This is a genomic window from Microcoleus sp. T3_B1 (genome assembly GCF_036700445.1).
Taxonomy (GTDB): domain Bacteria; phylum Cyanobacteriota; class Cyanobacteriia; order Cyanobacteriales; family Microcoleaceae; genus Microcoleus.
Genome location: NZ_JAUBOX010000048.1, coordinates 1 through 19,862, shown reverse-complemented (window position 1 = coordinate 19,862; position 19,862 = coordinate 1). Strand labels below are relative to the sequence as shown.

Annotated in this window: 17 protein-coding genes; 11 read left to right on the top strand and 6 right to left on the bottom strand. The window is 45.8% G+C overall.

Annotated features, from left to right (window positions below):
* The first annotated feature begins 161 nt into the window (after positions 1-161).
* Together QT990_RS22785 and QT990_RS22780 are read left to right on the top strand one after the other, a co-directional pair.
* Positions 162-2,135, top strand: a complete 1,974-nt coding sequence (locus tag QT990_RS22785) for an ABC transporter ATP-binding protein/permease (RefSeq protein ID WP_333147687.1) — start codon at positions 162-164, stop codon at positions 2,133-2,135.
* Between the two features lie 435 nt (positions 2,136-2,570).
* Positions 2,571-4,193, top strand: coding sequence for an NB-ARC domain-containing protein (locus QT990_RS22780; protein WP_333147685.1), 1,623 nt, complete (start codon positions 2,571-2,573; stop codon positions 4,191-4,193).
* A gap of 67 nt (positions 4,194-4,260) precedes the next feature.
* Here the strand turns inward: QT990_RS22780 and QT990_RS22775 are convergent, their stop codons facing one another.
* Together QT990_RS22775 and QT990_RS22770 are read right to left on the bottom strand one after the other, a co-directional pair.
* A complete protein-coding gene (locus QT990_RS22775; protein ID WP_333147683.1) occupies positions 4,261-5,991 on the bottom strand; it encodes an NAD(P)H-quinone oxidoreductase subunit 4 in 1,731 nt (576 codons plus the stop codon).
* Between the two features lie 535 nt (positions 5,992-6,526).
* Complete coding sequence (locus tag QT990_RS22770; RefSeq protein WP_333147681.1) at positions 6,527-6,889, bottom strand: ADP-ribosylglycohydrolase family protein; 363 nt, start codon at positions 6,887-6,889, stop codon at positions 6,527-6,529.
* A gap of 187 nt (positions 6,890-7,076) precedes the next feature.
* On the opposite strand from QT990_RS22770, the gene minC reads away from it, so the two are divergent.
* The 4 genes from minC to QT990_RS22750 all read left to right on the top strand — a co-directional run bounded on the left by minC (position 7,077) and on the right by QT990_RS22750 (position 9,803).
* Positions 7,077-7,886 carry a septum site-determining protein MinC gene (gene minC / locus QT990_RS22765; protein WP_333147679.1) on the top strand — a complete coding sequence of 270 codons (810 nt, stop codon included), beginning with the start codon at positions 7,077-7,079 and terminating at the stop codon, positions 7,884-7,886.
* Positions 7,887-8,057: 171 nt separating this feature from the next.
* On the top strand, positions 8,058-8,864 hold the full coding sequence (gene minD / locus QT990_RS22760) for a septum site-determining protein MinD (protein WP_333103449.1): 807 nt from the start codon (positions 8,058-8,060) through the stop codon (positions 8,862-8,864).
* Positions 8,865-9,080: 216 nt separating this feature from the next.
* Positions 9,081-9,476 carry a cell division topological specificity factor MinE gene (gene minE / locus QT990_RS22755; RefSeq protein ID WP_445252069.1) on the top strand — a complete coding sequence of 132 codons (396 nt, stop codon included), beginning with the start codon at positions 9,081-9,083 and terminating at the stop codon, positions 9,474-9,476.
* Positions 9,477-9,593: 117 nt separating this feature from the next.
* Positions 9,594-9,803, top strand: coding sequence for a hypothetical protein (locus tag QT990_RS22750; protein WP_333310648.1), 210 nt, complete (start codon positions 9,594-9,596; stop codon positions 9,801-9,803).
* Positions 9,804-10,097: 294 nt separating this feature from the next.
* Here the strand turns inward: QT990_RS22750 and QT990_RS22745 are convergent, their stop codons facing one another.
* Positions 10,098-11,423 carry a transposase gene (locus tag QT990_RS22745; RefSeq protein WP_333310650.1) on the bottom strand — a complete coding sequence of 442 codons (1,326 nt, stop codon included), beginning with the start codon at positions 11,421-11,423 and terminating at the stop codon, positions 10,098-10,100.
* A 121-nt stretch (positions 11,424-11,544) separates the two neighbouring features.
* Here QT990_RS22745 and QT990_RS22740 point away from each other — a divergent pair, with 121 nt between their 5' ends.
* From QT990_RS22740 to QT990_RS22730, 3 genes are all read left to right on the top strand, one after another.
* A complete protein-coding gene (locus QT990_RS22740) occupies positions 11,545-12,171 on the top strand; it encodes a TerD family protein (protein ID WP_333310652.1) in 627 nt (208 codons plus the stop codon).
* A gap of 150 nt (positions 12,172-12,321) precedes the next feature.
* Entirely contained in the window at positions 12,322-12,924 is a 603-nt protein-coding gene (locus QT990_RS22735) for a TerD family protein (protein WP_333103445.1), read from the top strand.
* A gap of 54 nt (positions 12,925-12,978) precedes the next feature.
* The gene (locus QT990_RS22730) at positions 12,979-13,680 is read left to right on the top strand and encodes a matrixin family metalloprotease (protein WP_333142916.1); all 702 of its coding nucleotides are present in this window, start codon (positions 12,979-12,981) and stop codon (positions 13,678-13,680) included.
* A gap of 31 nt (positions 13,681-13,711) precedes the next feature.
* Here QT990_RS22730 and QT990_RS22725 read toward each other — a convergent pair whose 3' ends face one another.
* Both QT990_RS22725 and QT990_RS22720 read right to left on the bottom strand, forming a co-directional pair.
* Complete coding sequence (locus QT990_RS22725; protein WP_333103443.1) at positions 13,712-14,167, bottom strand: TerB family tellurite resistance protein; 456 nt, start codon at positions 14,165-14,167, stop codon at positions 13,712-13,714.
* A 218-nt stretch (positions 14,168-14,385) separates the two neighbouring features.
* Complete coding sequence (locus QT990_RS22720) at positions 14,386-15,555, bottom strand: DUF58 domain-containing protein (protein WP_333142915.1); 1,170 nt, start codon at positions 15,553-15,555, stop codon at positions 14,386-14,388.
* Between the two features lie 650 nt (positions 15,556-16,205).
* On the opposite strand from QT990_RS22720, the gene QT990_RS22715 reads away from it, so the two are divergent.
* Entirely contained in the window at positions 16,206-17,489 is a 1,284-nt protein-coding gene (locus QT990_RS22715; protein WP_333408933.1) for a PilT/PilU family type 4a pilus ATPase, read from the top strand.
* 567 nt (positions 17,490-18,056) lie between these two features.
* Positions 18,057-19,688, top strand: a complete 1,632-nt coding sequence (locus tag QT990_RS22710; RefSeq protein WP_333465775.1) for a polysaccharide biosynthesis protein — start codon at positions 18,057-18,059, stop codon at positions 19,686-19,688.
* Here the strand turns inward: QT990_RS22710 and QT990_RS22705 are convergent.
* Positions 19,669-19,862 (bottom strand): hypothetical protein (locus tag QT990_RS22705; protein WP_333408858.1); only part of this gene is annotated, 194 nt, incomplete at its 5' end. The genes QT990_RS22710 and QT990_RS22705 overlap by 20 nt on opposite strands.

The window sequence follows — 19,862 nt, the reverse complement described above, 5'->3', positions numbered from 1 at the left end:
GGGAGCATCTCAGTTTTGCATTTACAGTGCGAGCGTCCCCGCTCGCGTATTGTACAATACGCGAGCGGGGACGCTCGCACTACAATAAAAAAAATGCTTTTTACAAAACTGAGATGCTCCCATATGTTAGAACAGTCAAAGTAGTTTTGTAAACAGCAAAGATGAATCGATTTGACCGTCAGTTGTGGCAGAGATTTATTGCGATCGCTCAACCTTACTTTTATCCTTTAGAGCCTGGGGGAGGCAGGGTATTTTTGGGATTAGTGGCGCTGTTGTTGATATTTCTCTTCGCTGCGATGTTTGTGTTCGTCAGCGCTGTATGTTTGGGTACTCAAGTCTTATTTCCCCAATTTGTCAATAGTATTGCTGCCGGCTTAGTTACTTTGTTGAAAGGAATTATTAATTCGCCCGCAATTGCGATCGTGGCTTTAATGTTAATTATTCCTTTCAGTGCTTTTGTCTGGTTCAAAGACAGATTGACTGCACACTGGCAGCCCTGGGCTTTATTGACTTTGCTGCTGTTTTTGTCCCTGTCAGTCAGCGGTATGAATGTAATAATTAGTTACGTCGGTAACTTTTTTAACACAGCACTAGCTAAGAAAGACCAGCTCAATTACTGGAAGTATCTGTTTGTGTATGCAGGGGTTTTTATAGTCGGCACTCCCATTGTGGTAATTTATAGGTATACCGAAGATAAATTGGGTATCTACTGGCGGGAGTGGATGACGAATAAGTTCCTCGATAAGTATTTTCAGAATCGGGCTTATTACGAAATAAATTTACACAAGGAAATCGACAATCCAGACCAGCGAATTTCCGAAGATGTCCGATCTTTTACCCGGACAAGTTTGTCATTTATGCTGCTCATCCTGGGTTCAATAGTTAATATTATATCTTTTACTGGTATCCTGTGGTCTATCTCAAAACAACTTTCGATTTTTCTGATTATCTATGCTATTGTGGGCACGACAGCTACTCTAGTTTTTGGTCAAAGATTAGTACCTCTGAATTTCGAGCAACTTAAAAAAGAAGCAAATTTTCGCTACGGACTGGTTCACATTCGCGACAACGCCGAATCTATTGCTTTTTATGGAGGCGAGGAGCAAGAATCATTTCAAATAAAGCAGCGATTTGTGGAAGTATTTCGCAATTTTAATTTGCTAATTGGTTGGCAGCGGAATTTGGATTATTTCACAACTGGATACGGATATGCTGTGGTGATTATTCCGGCTTTGTTTCTGGCTCCAACTTATTTTGCCGATCAAAGTGGTACAATCGAGTTTGGAGATATCACTCAAGCTGGTTTTGCTTTTAGTCAGGTTTTGCGCGCTTTTTCTGTGATTGTAACTCAGATTGAGCCGCTGAGTTCTTTTGCCGCTAGTATCAATCGTTTGACTGTATTTACAGATACTCTGGAAGCGGAAAAAGCGGTATCTCGTGCCGGAGGAACTGCTATAGATGTAGTAGTAGATTCTCAGTTGACACTGGAGCACGTTACTTTAGATACTCCGCAGCATCAAAAGACTTTAATTAGGGATTTGTCGGTAGCAGTGCAGCCCGGTGAAGGACTGTTAATTGTCGGGCAAAGCGGTGCTGGGAAGAGTTCTTTGCTGCGGGCAATTGCGGGTTTGTGGGAATCGGGAACCGGCCGTTTGGCGCGGCCGGAATTGGGGGAAATGCTGTTTTTGCCGCAGCGTCCTTATATGATTTTGGGTAGTTTGCGATCGCAACTTTTGTATCCCAACAGCAGCAGCGAGGTTGATGAGGAAAAATTGCGCCGCGTTTTGGCATCAGTAAACTTAGCAGATTTGCCGGACAGATTGGGCGGTTTTGATGCGGATTTAGATTGGGGTGAGATTTTGTCGCTGGGAGAACAGCAACGTTTAGCTTTTGCTAGATTGTTATTGACGGAACCGAGATACGCTATTTTGGATGAGGCGACAAGTGCTTTGGATTTGAAGAACGAGCAACATTTATACGAGCAGTTGCAAGCCACTAAAACTACGTTTGTGAGTGTCGGCCACCGATTGAGCTTAGTGAAATATCACCAGCAGGTTTTGGAACTTCTGGGCGAGGGGAGTTGGCGGCTGCTTTCGGCCCAAGAATACCGCGCTAGTGCGAAGGTTTTTGGCTGATAAAGTGCTGCTTTCAGGAATTGTGAATTTACCCGGTTGTTGGTTCGCGGTGGGTGGTGGCGCGGTTGGAGATTTATCCTTTGGTTCTACAGATTGATGGCCGCGCCTCCACCCACCCTACAATAGGTTCTACGAGTAGGGACATAGCAACAATTAATGCCGATCGATTCCCGGTTCCTCATACCCTTTTAGATTAAAGAATTAAAGAATTGAAGAATTGGGAATGACTGATTCTGTATGGGTTTGGAACGGGGGCCTACAGTTGCATTCTTTGTTTAAACTGGTATCACAATAGATAATGGGGTATAAATATCTAAAACTGCCCAAACAACAAAAAGCAAGCTGAACGTTGGTAGATTCGATTCAATTGCTCGCCTGCGAGAACTCACACAATATAATAGAAGATAGATTTTTAGTATAGACGAGATTCCTACCTTGACTACTCCGATTCCTCAAAACTTTGTGCAAACGATCGCCAAACAGCGCGGTGTCACAGATGCCGAGTTAGAAACTGTGTTTATGGCTCTCGACGGTCAATCTACAGGGACGATCGCAACCAAGCTTGGCATTAGCGATATCGCCGTTCGCAAAAGACTCGGCGAAGTTTACAAAAAGTTTCAGATCGGGGGGAACGGCCCTGGAAAGCTTTCGGAATTGAGGCATCAGTTGCTGTTTTCATACCACATCGATCAGGGAACGAGCGATTTTAGTCGAGGTAAAGGCTCCCTATTGAAGATGGCGATTGGACACCGACAGGAAGATTGGGGCCAAGCACCGGATGTTTCGGTTTTTTACGGACGGACTGAAGAATTAACTACTTTAAAGCAGTGGATTGTATCAGATAATTGTCGCCTGGTAGCGCTGCTGGGTTTGGCTGGTAGTGGCAAAACAACTCTGTCGGTGCAGTTAGCAAAACAAATACAGAATGAGTTTGATTTTGTGATTTGGCGATCGCTGCGATCGACACCCGCACCATCCGACTTCCTAGGGAGCTTAATTCAACTTTTTTATAACCAACAAAAACCCGATGTGCCGCTCGACCTCAACAGCAAAATTTCGCGCTTGGTCGAGTATCTGCGGAAACACCGCTGTCTGGTAATTTTAGATGATTTTGAAGCGGTTCTCAGACCTGAAGAATTAGCGGGACACTACCGCGAAGGCTGCGAAGGATATCGAGATTTAATCGTGCGGCTGTCTGAGGTCAATCACAATAGCTGTTTACTGCTAGTTAGTTCGGAAGAGCCTACGGAACTGGCTTTGCTGGCGGGAGAAAAAGTGCGGTCTTTAAAACCTGCTATTTCCGAGGAAATAGCGCGGGAAATTTTCAAAGAAAAAGGTTTGTCGGCTCAAGATCGAGAGTTGGAAATCTTGTTATCCCGGTACGGAGGCAATCTGTTAGCATTAAAGATTGTAGCGACAACAATTAACGAGTTTTTTGAGGGGAATGTTTTAAACCTTTTGGAAGCTACGGCTTTATTTATTGAAGAACATATCAGCAATTTGCTCGCGCAGCAGTTCGATCGCATGTCGAGTTCTGAACAAGATATTGCCTACTGGATTGCTATTGCTCAAAACCCAGTTTCCCTGGCGACTTTGCGAGAGCAGATGTTGGTCAATTCATCGCTTTCCGATTTGCTGAAAAATCTCGATTCTCTGGGTCGTCGCTCGCTGATTGACAAAATTAGTGAGGGCGGGGAAACTGTTTTTATGCTTCAGCCTTTGATCGTGCAATATGTAACCGACCGATTAGTCGATCAGATTCGAGCGGAGGTTTTGGAGACGGTTAAGACGCAAGGAATAGAAAGAATGCGGCTGTTGAAAACTCACAAATTGAGCATCAACATTGCTACACGGAAAGGGAATAAAGGCGAGCCAATTAGTTCTATTTTAGAATTAGTAAAAACTCGGTTGCAAGTGTTGTTTGTGAAGACGACAGGCTTGGAAGAACCGCTAAATATCTTGAATAAAGTTGCCTCCGAACTGGAGGATAAATCGATTCTTGAGGTGGGATATGCTAGGGAGAATCTGGCGCAGATTATTTCAGAAATTCAGGGCTAACAAAAAAGCGATCGCCCTTTGACAAAAGCGATCGCCCAATTTTCAACAAAAACAGAATTCGGTAAAATTATTTGACAATGCCAAAAACCGATGCAGATTCAGACCCTGTAATTTTGTCCAAAGCAGGCGATTTTTGAGCTTGGGCAATTTTGGGAACCAAAAGTTGATTCGCATAAATCCGAGGATTTTGTTGAGCAATTTGGATGTAAGATTGGCGGACTTCTGCGTTGACTGCGACAGTCTTGGCATCGTAGACTTGCATGGCCATGTTGGGATAAAAACCAATGCCGACAATCGGTATCAAAAAGCAAAATGCGATCGCCACTTCCCGAGGTTTAGCATCAATAAACGGTGCATCACCAGGCAAAACGCAACTATTACCAAAACAAACCGCTTCATCCAGATTGTTTCTCTGATTCTGCAAATTTAGATCCTCAAGGTCGCAAGCCGCTAGTGTCCCACAGTTGTAAAATAACTGTCGCAGCATCGAGAGCAAATAAATCGGCGTCAAAATCAGTCCCACTGCCGCCAGGAACACTGTCACCGCGCGGAAAGAACCGCTGTACATATCGCTAGTTGCGACGCCCACAAACACTGAGAGTTCGCTAGCAAAACCGCTCATTCCGGGGAGTGCCAAGGATGCCATCGCGCCTGCGGTAAACAAGGCAAACACTTTCGGCATGACTTTCCCAATCTCGCCCATCTCGTCCATGATCATTGTATGGGTGCGATCGTAAGTAACGCCAGCCAGGAAAAACAATACTGAGGCGATTAAACCGTGGGAAATCATTTGCAACAGCGCCCCGTTGATTCCCAAATCCGTGAAGGAAGCAATACCCAACAACACGAATCCCATGTGAGAAATCGACGAATTCGCTAGGCGGCGCTTCATGTTCGATTGGCCGAAGGAATTCAGCGCGCCGTAGATAATATTGACCACGCCGAGCACCGCCATAATCGGTGCAAAGTAAACGTGTGCTTGGGGAAGAAGTTCCAAATTCAGGCGAATCAGTCCGTATCCGCCCATTTTCAGCAATACGCCGGCCAGAATCATCGATACGGGAGAAGATGCTTCACCGTGGGCATCAGGTAGCCAAGTGTGGAAGGGGAAAATCGCCAGTTTCACACCGAAGGCAATCAGCAATCCCGCATAAAGCAGTAATTCTAAACTCAGTGGGTAGTCCTTCAAGCCTAGTTCTACCATGTCGAAGGTGGGGGTGCCTCCGCCGTAGAATGCCATTGCTAAGGCAGCTATCAAAATAAAGATGGAAGCGCCTGCGGTGTAAATCAAGAATTTGGTAGCTGCGTAGCGACGGTTTTGTCCGCCCCAAATCGAGATTAGGAGGTACACCGGAATTAGTTCTAGTTCCCAGACGATGAAGAGCAGCATGATGTCTTGGGCGACGAAGACTCCTATTTGTGCGGAGTACATCACCAGCATCAGGAAGTAGAAGAGTCGCGGCTTGCGATCGACTTCCCAGGCTGCAAAGATTGATAGGGTCGTCACCAATCCCGCCAACAGTACCAACGGCACAGACAGCCCGTCAACGGAAACAGACCAGTTGAAGCCTAAAGAAGGTATCCAGGGATATTGTTCGACGATTTGGAAAGTAGAGATGCTGGGATCGTAATGAGTCCAAAACACCCAGCACATTAATACAAAATCTGCAATGCCTACGCCTAGGGCATACCAGCGCACGGTTTTGCCGTCTGTATCGGGCAGAAAAGGGATGGCGAGGGCAGCTACCAGGGGTAGGATGACAATTGCGGTCAGCCAAGGAAATTGATCCGCTATCATAGTGAGAATAAATACTTAGTTGGAAGTTACCAAAATTATAATACTAAATTTAATTAAAACTTAAGATTTATTCATAAATATTTTTTATATATAGGGCGTGTCATTAATTAGGTTGGTTGACAAAACAGAATTAACGTGTAGTGAGTAGCGATCGGAGGGTTAAGCCAGCCAAATGACTGATGCTGCCAGTAGCGCCGTGTCATCGGGTTTTCCTGAAGCTTGAGTGAGCGATCCGAACCCTACGCACATTCGCCCGCTTTTGTCAACTCTTTTAATTGATGACACACCCTAGATCAACGCGAAGACACATATCACGAATTGCTACACAGGTCAATTGATTTTCGATTTTTTATTTTTGATTTTCGATTCAGGACTTATGAACAACAAAATATAGCGTTTTGTTGGCGCAATCTGCCTGTGGTTGCGCCTATTCTGGTAGATGGTGGGGTAAATTTATCTATGTTAACTAAAATTGCTAGTTCTTGTAAAAACCAAGAAGATTGAAAACTGATATAAGTATTCACAGCGATCGAGATCAAGTCAAAAGCCGATCGCCAAAAGATGCAATTAAAGTGCGATCGACTAATTGCGAGATCCATTTTTCCGGTATACCAGATTCTCCGTAAAAACCCCTCGCCAACAGTCCGTAAACCCCACCAGTTGTATCCGCATCGTCGCCCAAATTTACAGCCAACAAACAGCCTTCAGCAAAAGAAGAACTGTTGTAAAACGCCCAAAGTGCCGATTCCAAAGACTTGACAACATAACCACTACCCTGAATTTCAGGAGGTTGTCGCAATTTAAAAGAACCCGCCGCAATCTCATCAATCTCTGCTACCAGCGGATTTGCCGCCCAATATCCAGCAATCGGTTTTTTTACCGAATCGCCCGGTTGCAACGAAGTATTTTTGTAAAAAAACCAGGTTTCTAGACCTCCATGCGTAAGTCCTACTTTTGTCTAAAGTGTGCGCGGAGTGCCCTGCTAATGACTAATGACTAATGACTAATGACTAATGACTAATGACTAATGACCACTCAGGCTAATATTGATGTTAACCTGTCCCTACCCGAACTCAGACCTGTCCATGACACCCGATGTTTTCCCCGGAGCCGCTGCCGAACCTGCCCCTCAAGCGACACCCGAAGTCAGCCTTGATATGCAAGTCCGCCTTAAAACAGAAGATGGACAGCTACTACTGCTACTCCCCTCAGAAACTAACACCAGTGAATTACCAACAGCCACGGCCTCGACTTGGACTGAACTTTGGCAGCAGCTAAAAGTCAGGCTGAACGCAGGAGAACGCTTTTGGCAGGCAAATGCCGAAGTACAATTGATGGCGAACGATCGACTTTTAGATATCCGCCAACTGCAAGAAATCGCCGATGCCCTCTCGGAAGTGGAACTGCAACTCAAACGAGTCCACACCAGTCGCCGCCAAACCGCCGTTGCTGCTGCTACAGCAGGCTATTGTGTAGAACAGCAGCCTCCGGTTTCTTCCCTGAATAAAGCCACTGCCGAAAAACCGCAATCGCTGGCGGAACCTTTATATTTGCAGATGACAGTGCGATCGGGCGTAGAAATTCGTCATCCGGGCACCGTCGTACTTTTGGGAGACGTAAATCCCGGCGGCTCAGTCATCGCCGGAGGCGATATCCTAGTTTGGGGCCGTTTGCGGGGAGTCGTGCACGCCGGTGCCGGTGGCAACACCAAAAGCGTGATTATGACCTTGCAGATGGAACCGATGGTGATTAGGATTGCTAAGTATGTTGCCAGAGGCCCAGAAACCTCACCCGCTCAGTTTTTCCCGGAAGTCGCCTATGTGACGCCTCAAGGGATTCGGATCGGTAGAGCCTCTGATTTTGACAAATCGCAGTTAGTCGGGGGTAATGGTTAGTTGACAGTTGACAGTTGATAGTTGACAGTTGACAGTTGACAGTTGACAGTTGACAGTTGTTAGTTGGCATTTGTTAGTTGTTACCAATTAGCAATTACCAATTAGCAATTAGCAATTAGCAATTACCAATTACCAATTACCAATTAGCAATAACTAATCTAAAAATCGCTTATGGCTCGCATTATTGTTGTTACATCAGGGAAAGGCGGGGTAGGAAAAACCACCTCCACAGCCAATCTCGGCATGGCTTTAGCTAAGCGGGGGCGCAACGTTGCTGTAATTGATGCCGATTTCGGTCTCAGAAATTTAGACTTGCTGCTGGGCTTAGAAAATCGGATTGTTTACACGGCATTAGAAGTTCTCGCTGGAGAGTGCCGATTAGAGCAAGCTTTGGTGAAAGATAAGCGACAGCCGCGCTTGGTGCTGTTGCCGGCTGCCCAAACTCGGATGAAAGATGCCATCAGCGCCGAGCAGATGAAGCAGCTTGTGGGGATGTTGGGACCAAAATACGACTATATTTTGATCGACTCTCCTGCTGGAATTGAACAAGGCTTTCAAAATGCGATCGCCCCGGCTCAAGAAGGCATCATTGTCACCACTCCCGAAATCGCTGCTGTCCGCGATGCCGATCGAGTCATCGGGCTGCTGGAAGCCAACAACGTCAAGAAAATCAACCTAATCGTCAACCGGATCAGACCCGCAATGGTGCTGGCAAATGATATGATGTCGGTGCAAGACGTGCGGGAAATCCTCGCCATTTCGCTGTTAGGCGTCGTTCCCGACGACGAGCGCGTCATCGTTTCCACCAACCGAGGGGAACCATTAGTATTGTCGGAAACGGCCTCTTTAGCTGGAACAGCCTTCGACAATATTGCCCGCCGCTTAGAAGGCGAAAAAGTTGAATTTCTCGATCTAAATCCCCGTCCCGAAAACTTCTTTACTCGCCTCCGCAAGTTCTTAAATACTAAAATTATGTGATGTGCTCATTGGCGATCGATCTTTAACAGCAGCGACCGCATCACAAAAACTAGCCCAAAATTTCCCCCAGTGACACCAGTTCCCAAAAAGAATGAAACTGTAGACCAGCTCCCAACCTGACGGGAATCACTGATTCCCCCATCGAAAATCGAAAATCGAAAATCGAAAATGGTATGACCTTTTCTATGCCTAACCCTTGACAAACCAGCCCGACCCATGATACACACACTTCTCGAACGACTTTTCCCGCGCACCCCTGACAACAGCCGCGACGAGGTAAAACGGCGCCTCAAACTGGTTCTAGCCCACGATCGCTCAGAACTCAGCCCAGAAATGGTTGAGTCGATGCGCCGAGAAATTCTAGAGGTGGTATCTCGCTACGTGGAAATCGATACCACCGGGTCTGAGTTCTCGCTGGAGAGCGACCAGCGGGCCACAGCACTAATTGCAAATCTCCCGATCCGGCGAGTCAGACTCGAACATCCACCGAGGAATTTGCCCGATAATTTGCCCGATAATTTGCCCGATAATTTGCCCCCGAATCGGCCAGAGAATCGACCCGAATATGTACCGGAGTATGTAGTCGAAATTCTCCCCGACACTACGGAGTGATAGGGATTGAGCTTTTATTGTCAGGCAAAGAGTTCGATTCGAGCCGATCGGCATTTAAATTAAACTATAGCAACCGCTTTCGTCGGTTAGAAAATAGACTAAAATTAGTGGCCAGTTTTGCAGAGCGATCGCGCAGACTTTTGGGCCCAAACTGTACAGTTATACCTCCTTCATCAGGTCATCCGAGCGATCGAGTTAAATGGCATGAAGAAAATCGAAGTTGCTCAAGCGTTGGGAATCCGTCGCAACACCATCGACGCCACAAGTCGATGGTATTGCATCACAGGAGACTTCCAATCGGAGGGCATTGTGGAAACGGCCTGCTAATGGTCACTTGCATCACAAAACAGAGCCAAGTTGCGAGAGTTTGTCAAAATACACAAGCACAATAACCCAAGCTGAGATTACACAACTGTGGGAAGCAGGGCATGATTGCTTTGTACTCATACAAAAAAAATAATTAAGAGTTGTAATCCCTATTGACATCTGCACAGTTAGCTAATATTCTTATTATTTAAGATTTAAAATTCTCCAACTATTTCCAGCAAAAACTTAATAAAGTTTTCCAGTCCGCGCCTCCCTCCATAACCACTTCTAATTCTAATAAAGAGGAAGAGTCAACTACCCAGCATCAAGCGGAGTACCGCTATGACGTGGGCTTGCATCTGAGCTCCACCGCAATTCCGAGAATCTTTGCAGAATCTCAGCTTTAGTTTCACCGCGCGACACATTAGGGGATGCTGACAAGCTCCCCGTACTCGCCCAGTCTTGCCGGACGAGTAACGTTCTCATGGCAATATTTCGCGCACCCACCAAATCAGCATGAAGCTCGTGCCCGCAACATTCACAGCGAAACAATAGCCCTTTTTTAGGTCTATTTGCTACCGAGGTGTGTCCACATTTTGGACAGCTTTGCGAGGTATAATTAGCTGGGACTTTAGTAGCTAAAGAGCCGTTCAAATTAGCTTTGTAGTCAATATAGCCGTGTAATTCGGCAAACGACCATTTAGCTTTATTTCGATTAGCTCTTCGCTGTTTTCTGCTAGCCTTTTTGCCCGAATTGGACTTGGTTCTATCCCGTATTCCGGTGAGGTTTTCTAGTCCAATTAGGGTGTTACGTTTGGCAATATCCTTACTGATCTGGTGGTTTACATCAGCGATAAACCGTCTTTCTCTTCCCGACAAAGCAATTAGCCTGCGCTTTGCCGAACGAGTGCCTTTACGCTGAAGAGTTATCCGTGCTTTGTGATAGCGGTTGGCTTTATGTCTAGCTTCTGAACCAGAGTAAAATTTAGACTTGTTTTGTAAGTCTGTTTCTACGGCTAAGTAGCGCATTCCCACGTCAACGCCAGAAATTCTGGTTATTTTCAGTGGGTCGAGTTCAGGGGTTTCTACCTCAATACTTACCATCAAATAGTAAACTTTAGAGGAACGCTGATAGACAATTTTAGCTGCTCCAACCTTGGAACCATTGGCAATCAAATCTAGATGTTTGTTGTAGCCCTCATACGAGACTACTATTCTACCAGCTAGGGTGATAATACTCACCCTTTGCTCGGATTTAAACGAGTAATCGCGTTGATAATTTAAGGTACAGGTTCGAGAGATATATTTAGGAGGTTGGTCTAGTCCTTTGTACCGTTTCTTGGTGTACCCTTTAGCAATACCATCGTTAGATTGTTTTACTTTAGTCCAGAGAGTTTTGTAAGTTGCCGAAACTTGTCTTGGTACATTACAAGCCATCTGAGCACCGAGTCCAAATCGAACTCGCAATTCATTGTAGACAGCCTTTTGCAACTTAGCGCCATTGCTGGTTTTGTTCGCATCAAAAGCAACTCGCGAAGTATGATTCAAGGCATCGCGATAAGCCAAGGTAGTCTGAGACACCAGAGCTTTTTGCTCGGCATTCAGGTTTAGCTTTAACTTGGCGGTGATTATTTGAGGCATTACTTTCACGAACTCTGGGAAAATTCTATCTCGTGAAGACACCAAAAGCAAGTGGTGTAGTAAAAATCATCTGTTCGCTCATCGACCGCCCCTCACCCTTCCGACACATAAAGTCATCGGTTTGGTTCGGGGCGGCTCTCTTCGCTCACGCCAATTCCTCCCGACGCTCACCTGGGTACAGGTAGAGCGCGGGACTCCTTTGGGTTTAGTTGAAAAAATTTCACCCGGTCTCTCAGAAGTATTCATAGGACTCGGATGGGACGTTAAAGCTACAGACACGGGTTCTGACTTTGACCTAGACTCATCATTGTTCCTCTTAGGTGCTAACGAAAAATTAATTTCTGACAACCACTTCATTTTTTATAACAATCTCACAAGTCCAGATCCCGACAAATCAGTGCAGCACCTGGGAGATCATCTCACGGGGGCGGGCGAGGGGGATGATGAAGTTATCAAAATCAACCTCAAAAAAGTGCCTAATGATGTCCAAAAAATTCTTGTAACTGTAACCATCCAGGAAGCACAGCAACGCCATCAAAATTTTGGTCAGGTGCAAAATGCCTTCGTGCGGATCGTTAATGCCCAAACACAACAGGAAGCTGTTCGCTATGACTTGGTAGAAGATTATTCCATAGAGACAGCACTGATCATGGCCGAACTCTACCGGAAAGACGGCGAGTGGCGTCTCAATGCAGTGGGATCAGGTTATCAAGGTGGTTTACAAGCATTACTCGATCGCTATAGCTAATATCATTTCCGTTTAATTTGGAATTATATCCGATCGACTTCCGTAGGGGCGGGTTCACCGACAATATTTGGCTAAAACCAACAATCTCATAAACCCGCCCCGTCCATACAATTCCGATACAACCGGATTTGATATAAAAAGGTAAAACACATGGGAATTAACCTACAAAAAGGACAGCGCATCTCGCTTTCCAAAGAAGCGCCAGGGCTAACAAAACTGATGTGCGGATTAGGGTGGGATGTGGCGAAACGCTCCGGTGGAGGTTTGTTTGGGGCTTTTAGCAGTGCTCCAGATTATGACTTGGATGCCTCAGTGATTTGTTTAGATCAAAATGGCAAAGTGAATAATAATGCCAACATCATTTATTTTAGCAATCTCTCCCACCGTTCAGGAGCTATTACACATCTAGGTGATAATCGCACAGGGGCGGGAGACGGGGATGACGAGCAAATACTCATCGATTTATCTCGGATGCCTTCGGAAATTGTAAAACTGGTTTTCACAGTTAACATTTACGATTGCACGGCACGTAAGCAAGACTTCGGACAAGTTCAAAATGCGTTTGTGCGTTTGGTTAATACGTCTAATAATCAAGAACTCGCAAAATACAACCTATCAGGTTCTGAATACAAAGGCATGACGGGGATGCTGATGGCAGAAATCTACAAGCATAATAATGAGTGGAAAATGGCAGCCATCGGTAACGGTGTTAAGGTTAATGGGTTACAGGAACTTGTGAAAACCTATGCTTAACAACTCGCTCAATACCTAGATGCTTTATACTTGCTGGAATCAGACACTGAATCAATGTCTCTGTACGATCGCCTAGACCTAACCAAACACAATCGCAAGCTAAAACTCCCCCTCTCTCAACGGCTAAACCTGACTAGAGCCCCCAAACTCCGCTGTCACGGCTGTCGTTCCCGTATCCAGCCTCAGTGGGAGTTTTGCCCTTCCTGTGGAAGAGTTCTAATTGATAAGGATAGCGATTTCCGCCGTTGTATTTGGGTAGATGTATCAGGAATGGATGTCGCACCCGAAAATAAAGAAGCGATATTTTCCTTACTGATGGACGCTTTCTCCAAACTCTACGGCGCATTTAGAAGCGTCAAGGTATTTTTGACATCCGATCCCCCCGATCGCAAAGAGTGGGGCGAAGATTTTACTCATGTTTATATATTCGTTGATAGCCAGCCGGTTGACTATCTCGGCGTGGCTAGCTTCAAATCGGGAATGGTTACAGATCGGGCGATTATTCGGATTGACCAAGTATTCTATGCTTCTTGCAATGCCAGCCTTAGTCTCAATCAACTATCTAACTTAATTGCAAATACCATTGCCCATGAAATAGGACATACACTCGGACTCGATCATTCTGCACTTCCGACCGATGTCATGCACAATGGACTCGTTCATAGTGTTCATAGTTTAATGCCTCCCTCATTTCACGCAGAGCAAATAAACTCAATGAACAATGCTATTCGCAGATATAAAGCCTTGAATAATTGATTGGCTAGAACCAACCATAAAATAGCTGAATTTAGAGATCGAATTCCCCAGGATTAATGCCCACAGCATGGCAAGCTTCTTTGACAACCTTCTTTTCATCTTTGTCAAAATTACCATCCGCACCACCGATAATAATGCCAATTTGGATGACGGCACGACCTTGGTCTAGTTTTTTATTAAGTTTCCCTATCGCTTGGATAGCCTCAATTTTACCAAAATCGAAGTCTTGTGATAGCTTCTCACAATAAAAATCAAATTTTTGCTTCAACTCCGACGCCGGAAAAATTTGGAGTGTTTGATTGGAAATTATTAGAGCAGCCGTTTTTTGTCTTTCCTCGGTATTGATAGTGCCATCAGCAGCAGCAATCAATGCACATATTGCCATTGAGGCATCAGCAAAATCATTGTTTTTAAACTTGGAAATATTGGTTTGCAGAGAATCATTGATTTGTGATACGTTCTGCTTTAATTTCTCCCAGAAAGTCATTTTTTCTCCTGTTTGGTGAATGAGATATGAGGTTTATGACCGGAGTCACAGTAATCTAAGCTGCTCTTAACTTGCCCAGCAATTGCCAGGCCCTGTAAGACCCTTAAGTTGATGAATTACACTCCTGTAGTGTATCATGGTTCTTTAGTTTTTAGATTAATCAAGTCTATCTTCATAACTAATCGCTCTTTCACAGGTTTTTTCGTGGTCTATCTTACTTAATAATTAATCGCTCTTTCCAGAGTATCTTGTAACTGAAGTTCTAACGGTCGGTCAGAGCGAATTTTCAAACCCGGTAAATCGTGTTTGACTAACGTTTTGTCGCCGGTTTCAGCAGTTGCCAACGGCCAGAGCACCCAGCGGCTGCCAGGGGAAAGAGTGCTTAAACTTGCAGAGTTTTGAGTCAACCAAATTATCGGCAGTTTCGACCGATTATCGATCGCATCTTCCCCAGCATTAACCGCCGCTAAAGTTTCCAAAACTACCCGGTTCCCCGATACGAGTCCAGTTCCGGCAGTCCAAAGTTTGACGTTTAACAGGCGCTTGCTAGCATAGAAGTAAAGAGACGCAGCTACTGTCACGGCTCGTTCAAATTCTTCTGGCTGCCACGCTGCAGCGCTGTCGAGAGCAATAATAATTTCTTGACCCCCGGCTGCAACTTCTAACTCTCTCACCCGCAGTTCTCCGTAGCGGGCACTGGTGCGCCAGTGAATCAGGCGGGTGGGGTCTCCGTGGCGGTAAGGTCTCAGGTTGCGGGTGAGGCCTTCGGTAGCAGTTTGCGATCGACTACGATTGTAAAATTGCGGGCTGTCTTCTTGACCGATGCGATCGATCAAAGGACAAGTGCTCAACGGCAAAACTTGTGGATACACAACCGCCACCGCTTTGACTGGGCGGCTGCGTCGGCACCAAAACAACCCTAAAGGCGCCGCCGTCCTCAAGTTTACCTCTTGCCACCGATAGACGCCGCGCTGCCGGACTTCCAGATAGTATGTATGCCTGTATATACTGTTAGGCTCTATGACTTCGATCGGGCGGACAACCGGTTCTCCCAGTACAAACGGCAAGATGTCTATCACTTGCAACAGAGTCTTAGGTTGGCGGGCGCGATTTTCGATTTCTAGTTCTACGGTGATTTGATCGCCCGCACTCACCGGTTCGATCGGGCGGCGACGGACTTCCAGCGAACGGAGCGATTTTCCCGGCAAAACCGCCGCTACTCCCAACAGCGCCAAACCCCCACCGCTGAGCACGTACAGCCACCCAGACATTGTATTAGTCGCTGACCCAAAAAAGAAAACCGTCATCCCCGACAGTAGCCAACCCGCGTAGGCAGGGGTAACAGCACGATTTTCGAGCCAGTCGGCGATTTTGTGACCGATGTTCATAAAAAAAGTTCGGTAAGTGGGAAACGAGCGAGACTTTAGTCCTGAGAGGAAAACGACCCGGCGATTTCAATCGCCTTGAATCCCCTTTCGGGGTTGGAGAGGTATGGTTGCCTCCCCGGTGAGGTATGGCTGCCTCAATCTCCCTTTCGGGGTAATGTTCGCTTTGCCACTGTTATAAAGGCTTGTTCGGCTTACAGCACTGTTTCAGGGACTTTAAAACTGTTTAACTGTAAACAACAGAGCGGAAAACTAGCGTCGCATTCACCGGTGTTATGACCTAAATAACGTAGTCAGCTAAGACTTAGGCGGGTCAGTACAGCTTGCTTGATCTCTCTTACAAGCTCAGTGGCTTTAGCCCGCTCGTTACTGACAGGAGTTGAAATTGTTAATTACTCGATCGCCCCATCAAGCCTAATTGTAAAATATTCTCAGCATTTAACACCGAATTAGCTGCGAGCGATAAAATTAGAAATCGGGCCTTTTTTCGCAATTAATACATTGACCGCGCCCAACAACGGATACAAGCCCCAACACTCGCTTTGTGGAGATACCCCAATTTTAGAGCTTAGTTCAAGCTCCCAGATTAATCTGTCGAGTAAATCTAAAATCTAAAATCTAAAATCTAAAATCGATTGACTGGAGACCAAAAAATGAACCCATTAAACAATCCTACACCCCTTCAACCAGAGGCTCAAGGCCGCCGACGAACACCGCCCCCGCCCCCGCCCTTGGCTGCAACTCCCGCGCCGCCTCCACCTGCGCCGAGTGCGCCCCCCGCAGCCCAGCAGCAGCGGCCTGTCGAGACACCCGTCAGTACGATCGAACAAATGGTCAGAGATGCCCATGCAGCGAGCGCTTCCGACATTCACATCCGAGTCGGCCAAGTACCTCGATTTCGGATTCGGGGCGTGATGCAAGTAGCAACTAACCACCCCAAAGTAACCCCAGAAATTTTTGAAAATTACCTAGCCGAAATTCTCACCCCCGAACAGCGAAAACAATTTGCAACTACCAAGGAATTAGACTCAGCAATTTTTTACCCTGGCTTCGTGCGGTGTCGGCTAAACTGTTTTGATTCCCTCAGCGGCGGTGCCCTAGTATTGCGGTTGATTAGTTTGGAAATACCTACTATCGATTCCTTGAGGTTGCCAGAAGTTTTCAAAAATATCATTTTGCGATCGCAGGGATTAATATTGGTTACGGGGCCTACCGGTTCGGGGAAATCGACAACCGTAGCTGCGATGATCGACCACCTCAATCAGATGGAGCAAAAGCACGTAGTTACAATTGAAGACCCGATCGAATTCATTCACCCTTCTAAAAAATGCTTGGTCAGCCAGCGGGAAGTCGGCTTGCATACCCACGAGTTTCAGCAGGCTTTGCGCGCTGTTTTGCGGGAAGATCCCGATGTAATTCTGATCGGGGAAATGCGCGATCGCGTTACCATCAATACAGCGTTGCAAGCCGCTCAAACTGGTCACTTAGTATTGGGAACTCTCCACACTCGCAGCGCCATTAACGCTATTAACCGGTTGTTGAACCTCTACCCGCCCGAAGAACAACAGGCGATGCGGATTCAAATTTGCGATTCTTTAGTAGCGGTAATTGCCCAACTTTTGCTGCCAACAGTTGACAACCGTCGAGTAGCAGTTCACGATATTTTGGTGAATACACCTGCCATGCACGATTACTTGATGAAAGGTGCTGATGATGAAGCTTTCCGATTAATGGAGCATGATACTTACGAAGGAATGCAGATTATCAACCAGGGTCTTTACAAACTCGTGCTTGAAGGCAGAGTGACGATCGAAGAAGCAGCCAAAACTTCTCCCGAAGCCAGCGATTTAGACCGTCGCTTGCGGACAGGAGGCTACGATGTTGGGGACGCTCGTGGCTTTGAAGGCAGCAAAAAAGAACGCATTGTTCGCGCCTAGTAGCAGCACCCATACAGGGGTAGGCACAGCAGGACTACCCCACCCATCAAATAACAAGATTTTCCGCACACGGAAATATTCGGTTAAAGCTTTTGTGCGTATTTTTACTTAAAATTTAACTTTATTTAGTAACAATAAATACATTTTAATTAAAGAGTAAAATGCTAGAATCAGTGTCGAGTTTATTGTTAAGTTTTTTAAACGTAGACCTTACTTTACATAAACTTTAAAATTGCGTGAAAACTCGCAGGTGATTGCAAAGAAATAGTAAAGATATGTTCTGAGTATTGCCAACACTCAGCAATTTAAGTATATAGTTGTAGTGACCAATTTTGGACAGAGAACATTCCGACTTTGCCGATATTTGCCGATCGCAAAAGTAAGCAGGTTAAAAAAGCGCTTAATAAAACTACAAGCAGAGCCGCTCGCGTGTCTTTCCAATTAAGTAGCTTTCCGTCGAAAAAATCCTAAAACCAAGCAGACTTTTAAAGATTCGGTTCCTCGAGAATTTGTTTAACAACGCGCTTATCAGCAGCGGTATTTCTAGAATTTAAAGGAGAAAAAAAAGTGAAGAGTGCATTTAACGAAAGAGAAGTGTTTGAAGGTGCCAGCAAAGCGGAAATAATTGAGCGCATCCAGCAGCTAGTTCCGCCCGGTTCGCCGGAACCGCAAGATCCTGAAATCCTCGCAGCCTTACAAACTCTCACCGCACAGCTAATCGCAGCCTATCAAGCCGACGGACAATTAGAAAGCGAACCTTTTAGCGACGTGCGCGGTCGCACTATTCACCTATACGCATCCGCAGTCACCAGCCAAATCAACGGAAAAACCATCCTCATCACCGGTGGAGAAGGATGTGTCGGTCGTTTCTTAATCGAAAAACTCCTCGAATTAGGCGCAACTAAAATCATTTCCGCAGACAACGCCCGATGTCAAAACCCCGAAGAAAATCTCCCGCTTTTTAACCGAGAAGGTGCTGTAACTTTCTATGCCGCCGACATTCGCAACTTGGAGGCGCTCAAACACATATTTGAGGTAGAAAAACCAGAAATTGTTTTTCACCTAGCAGCCCAACGCCAACCCGGACTAGCTGAAATCAAAATCCGAGAAACAGTTACAACCAGCCTGTTAGGATGTAAACACGTCATTCAACTCTGCGAAGAATACGGCGTAGAACACTGCATCTTCTCTTCTACAGGCAAAACATCTCGATATTTTACAACCGAAGTTTACGCCGCCTCCAAGAAGTTTGCCGAATGGCAATTTGCCAAAGCAGCTCAAGAAGGAGATGTGACTTACGGGATGGTTCGCTTTACTCATATGTTGGAAAATAGCTTGTTCTGCGAGCAAATGTCCAAAAAAGTAGAGCAAGGTAAAACTGTCAACGTTCACGCTCCCCACCGCTACGTAACTGCTCAAAATCTTATCGAAGCCGTACATTTATTGCTGAATTCTCTGGTTGTGTCCGTTCCCGGAAAACTGAAATTTGTTGCCGTAAGTAATCTCGGTTGGCCGACAGAAACCTTGGAAGTAGCTCTTTATAAAATTCTTGAATCAGGCAAAAATCTGCCGATTTATTTTCAAGGACTTTTGCCGGGATACGAAGAACCGTTTTTCCTTGGACAGTTTGACTGGAAAAAGCCTACCGACATTCACCTCCTAATTAATGTGTTGGAAGATCCTTTTAGAAGTGTGAACGATACTGGCGACATGGTGAGTGTAGAATTAGCTCCTTTTTCTTTGGGCGTGTTAGATAAACAAGTGTCGAAGCTGGAAAGCTTAATCATCGATCCAGATTTCCCCGAAGTGCAAATCAAGCACGCTCTTGTCGCAGCGGAAAAAGAAGTGATTGCTTCCTCTTTTGCGTGGAGTGCCCCTGAAGACTTGTTGAAGATTTTGCAGTGGGGAATCAATCCCAAGAAATTGCAAGGTTACGGAACAGAAATCGCTGACTATAGCGAGATTATCGAACTCCTCCTGCAAGGAATCTGCGGGCGACTTAACCAAGAAGTCTTGCACAGTGCTGGAGTTACGGCAGATGAGTTTGATGACTTAGTTGAGAGTCTTTCTACGCTGAATTTGATTCAAGCAGAAGTGGGATATTTGCGATCGGTGTCGAGATATCTCAGAGAATTTGCACCCCCCGCACAGTTCACCAGCAAAAAATCTGAACCTGTTGCTATCCGCGATGCAGCGTAGCTTGAACATAGTTTTGAGTTGGGAGATTGCTTCCTGAGTGCCCACCCACAGCGGATGAATGAGTGATATCAATTCCGGTTGCACGAGCGAAATGATTGTTGACAGTTGACAGTTGACAGTTGACAGTTGACAGTTGACAGTTGACAGTTGACAGTTGACAGTTGACAGTTGACA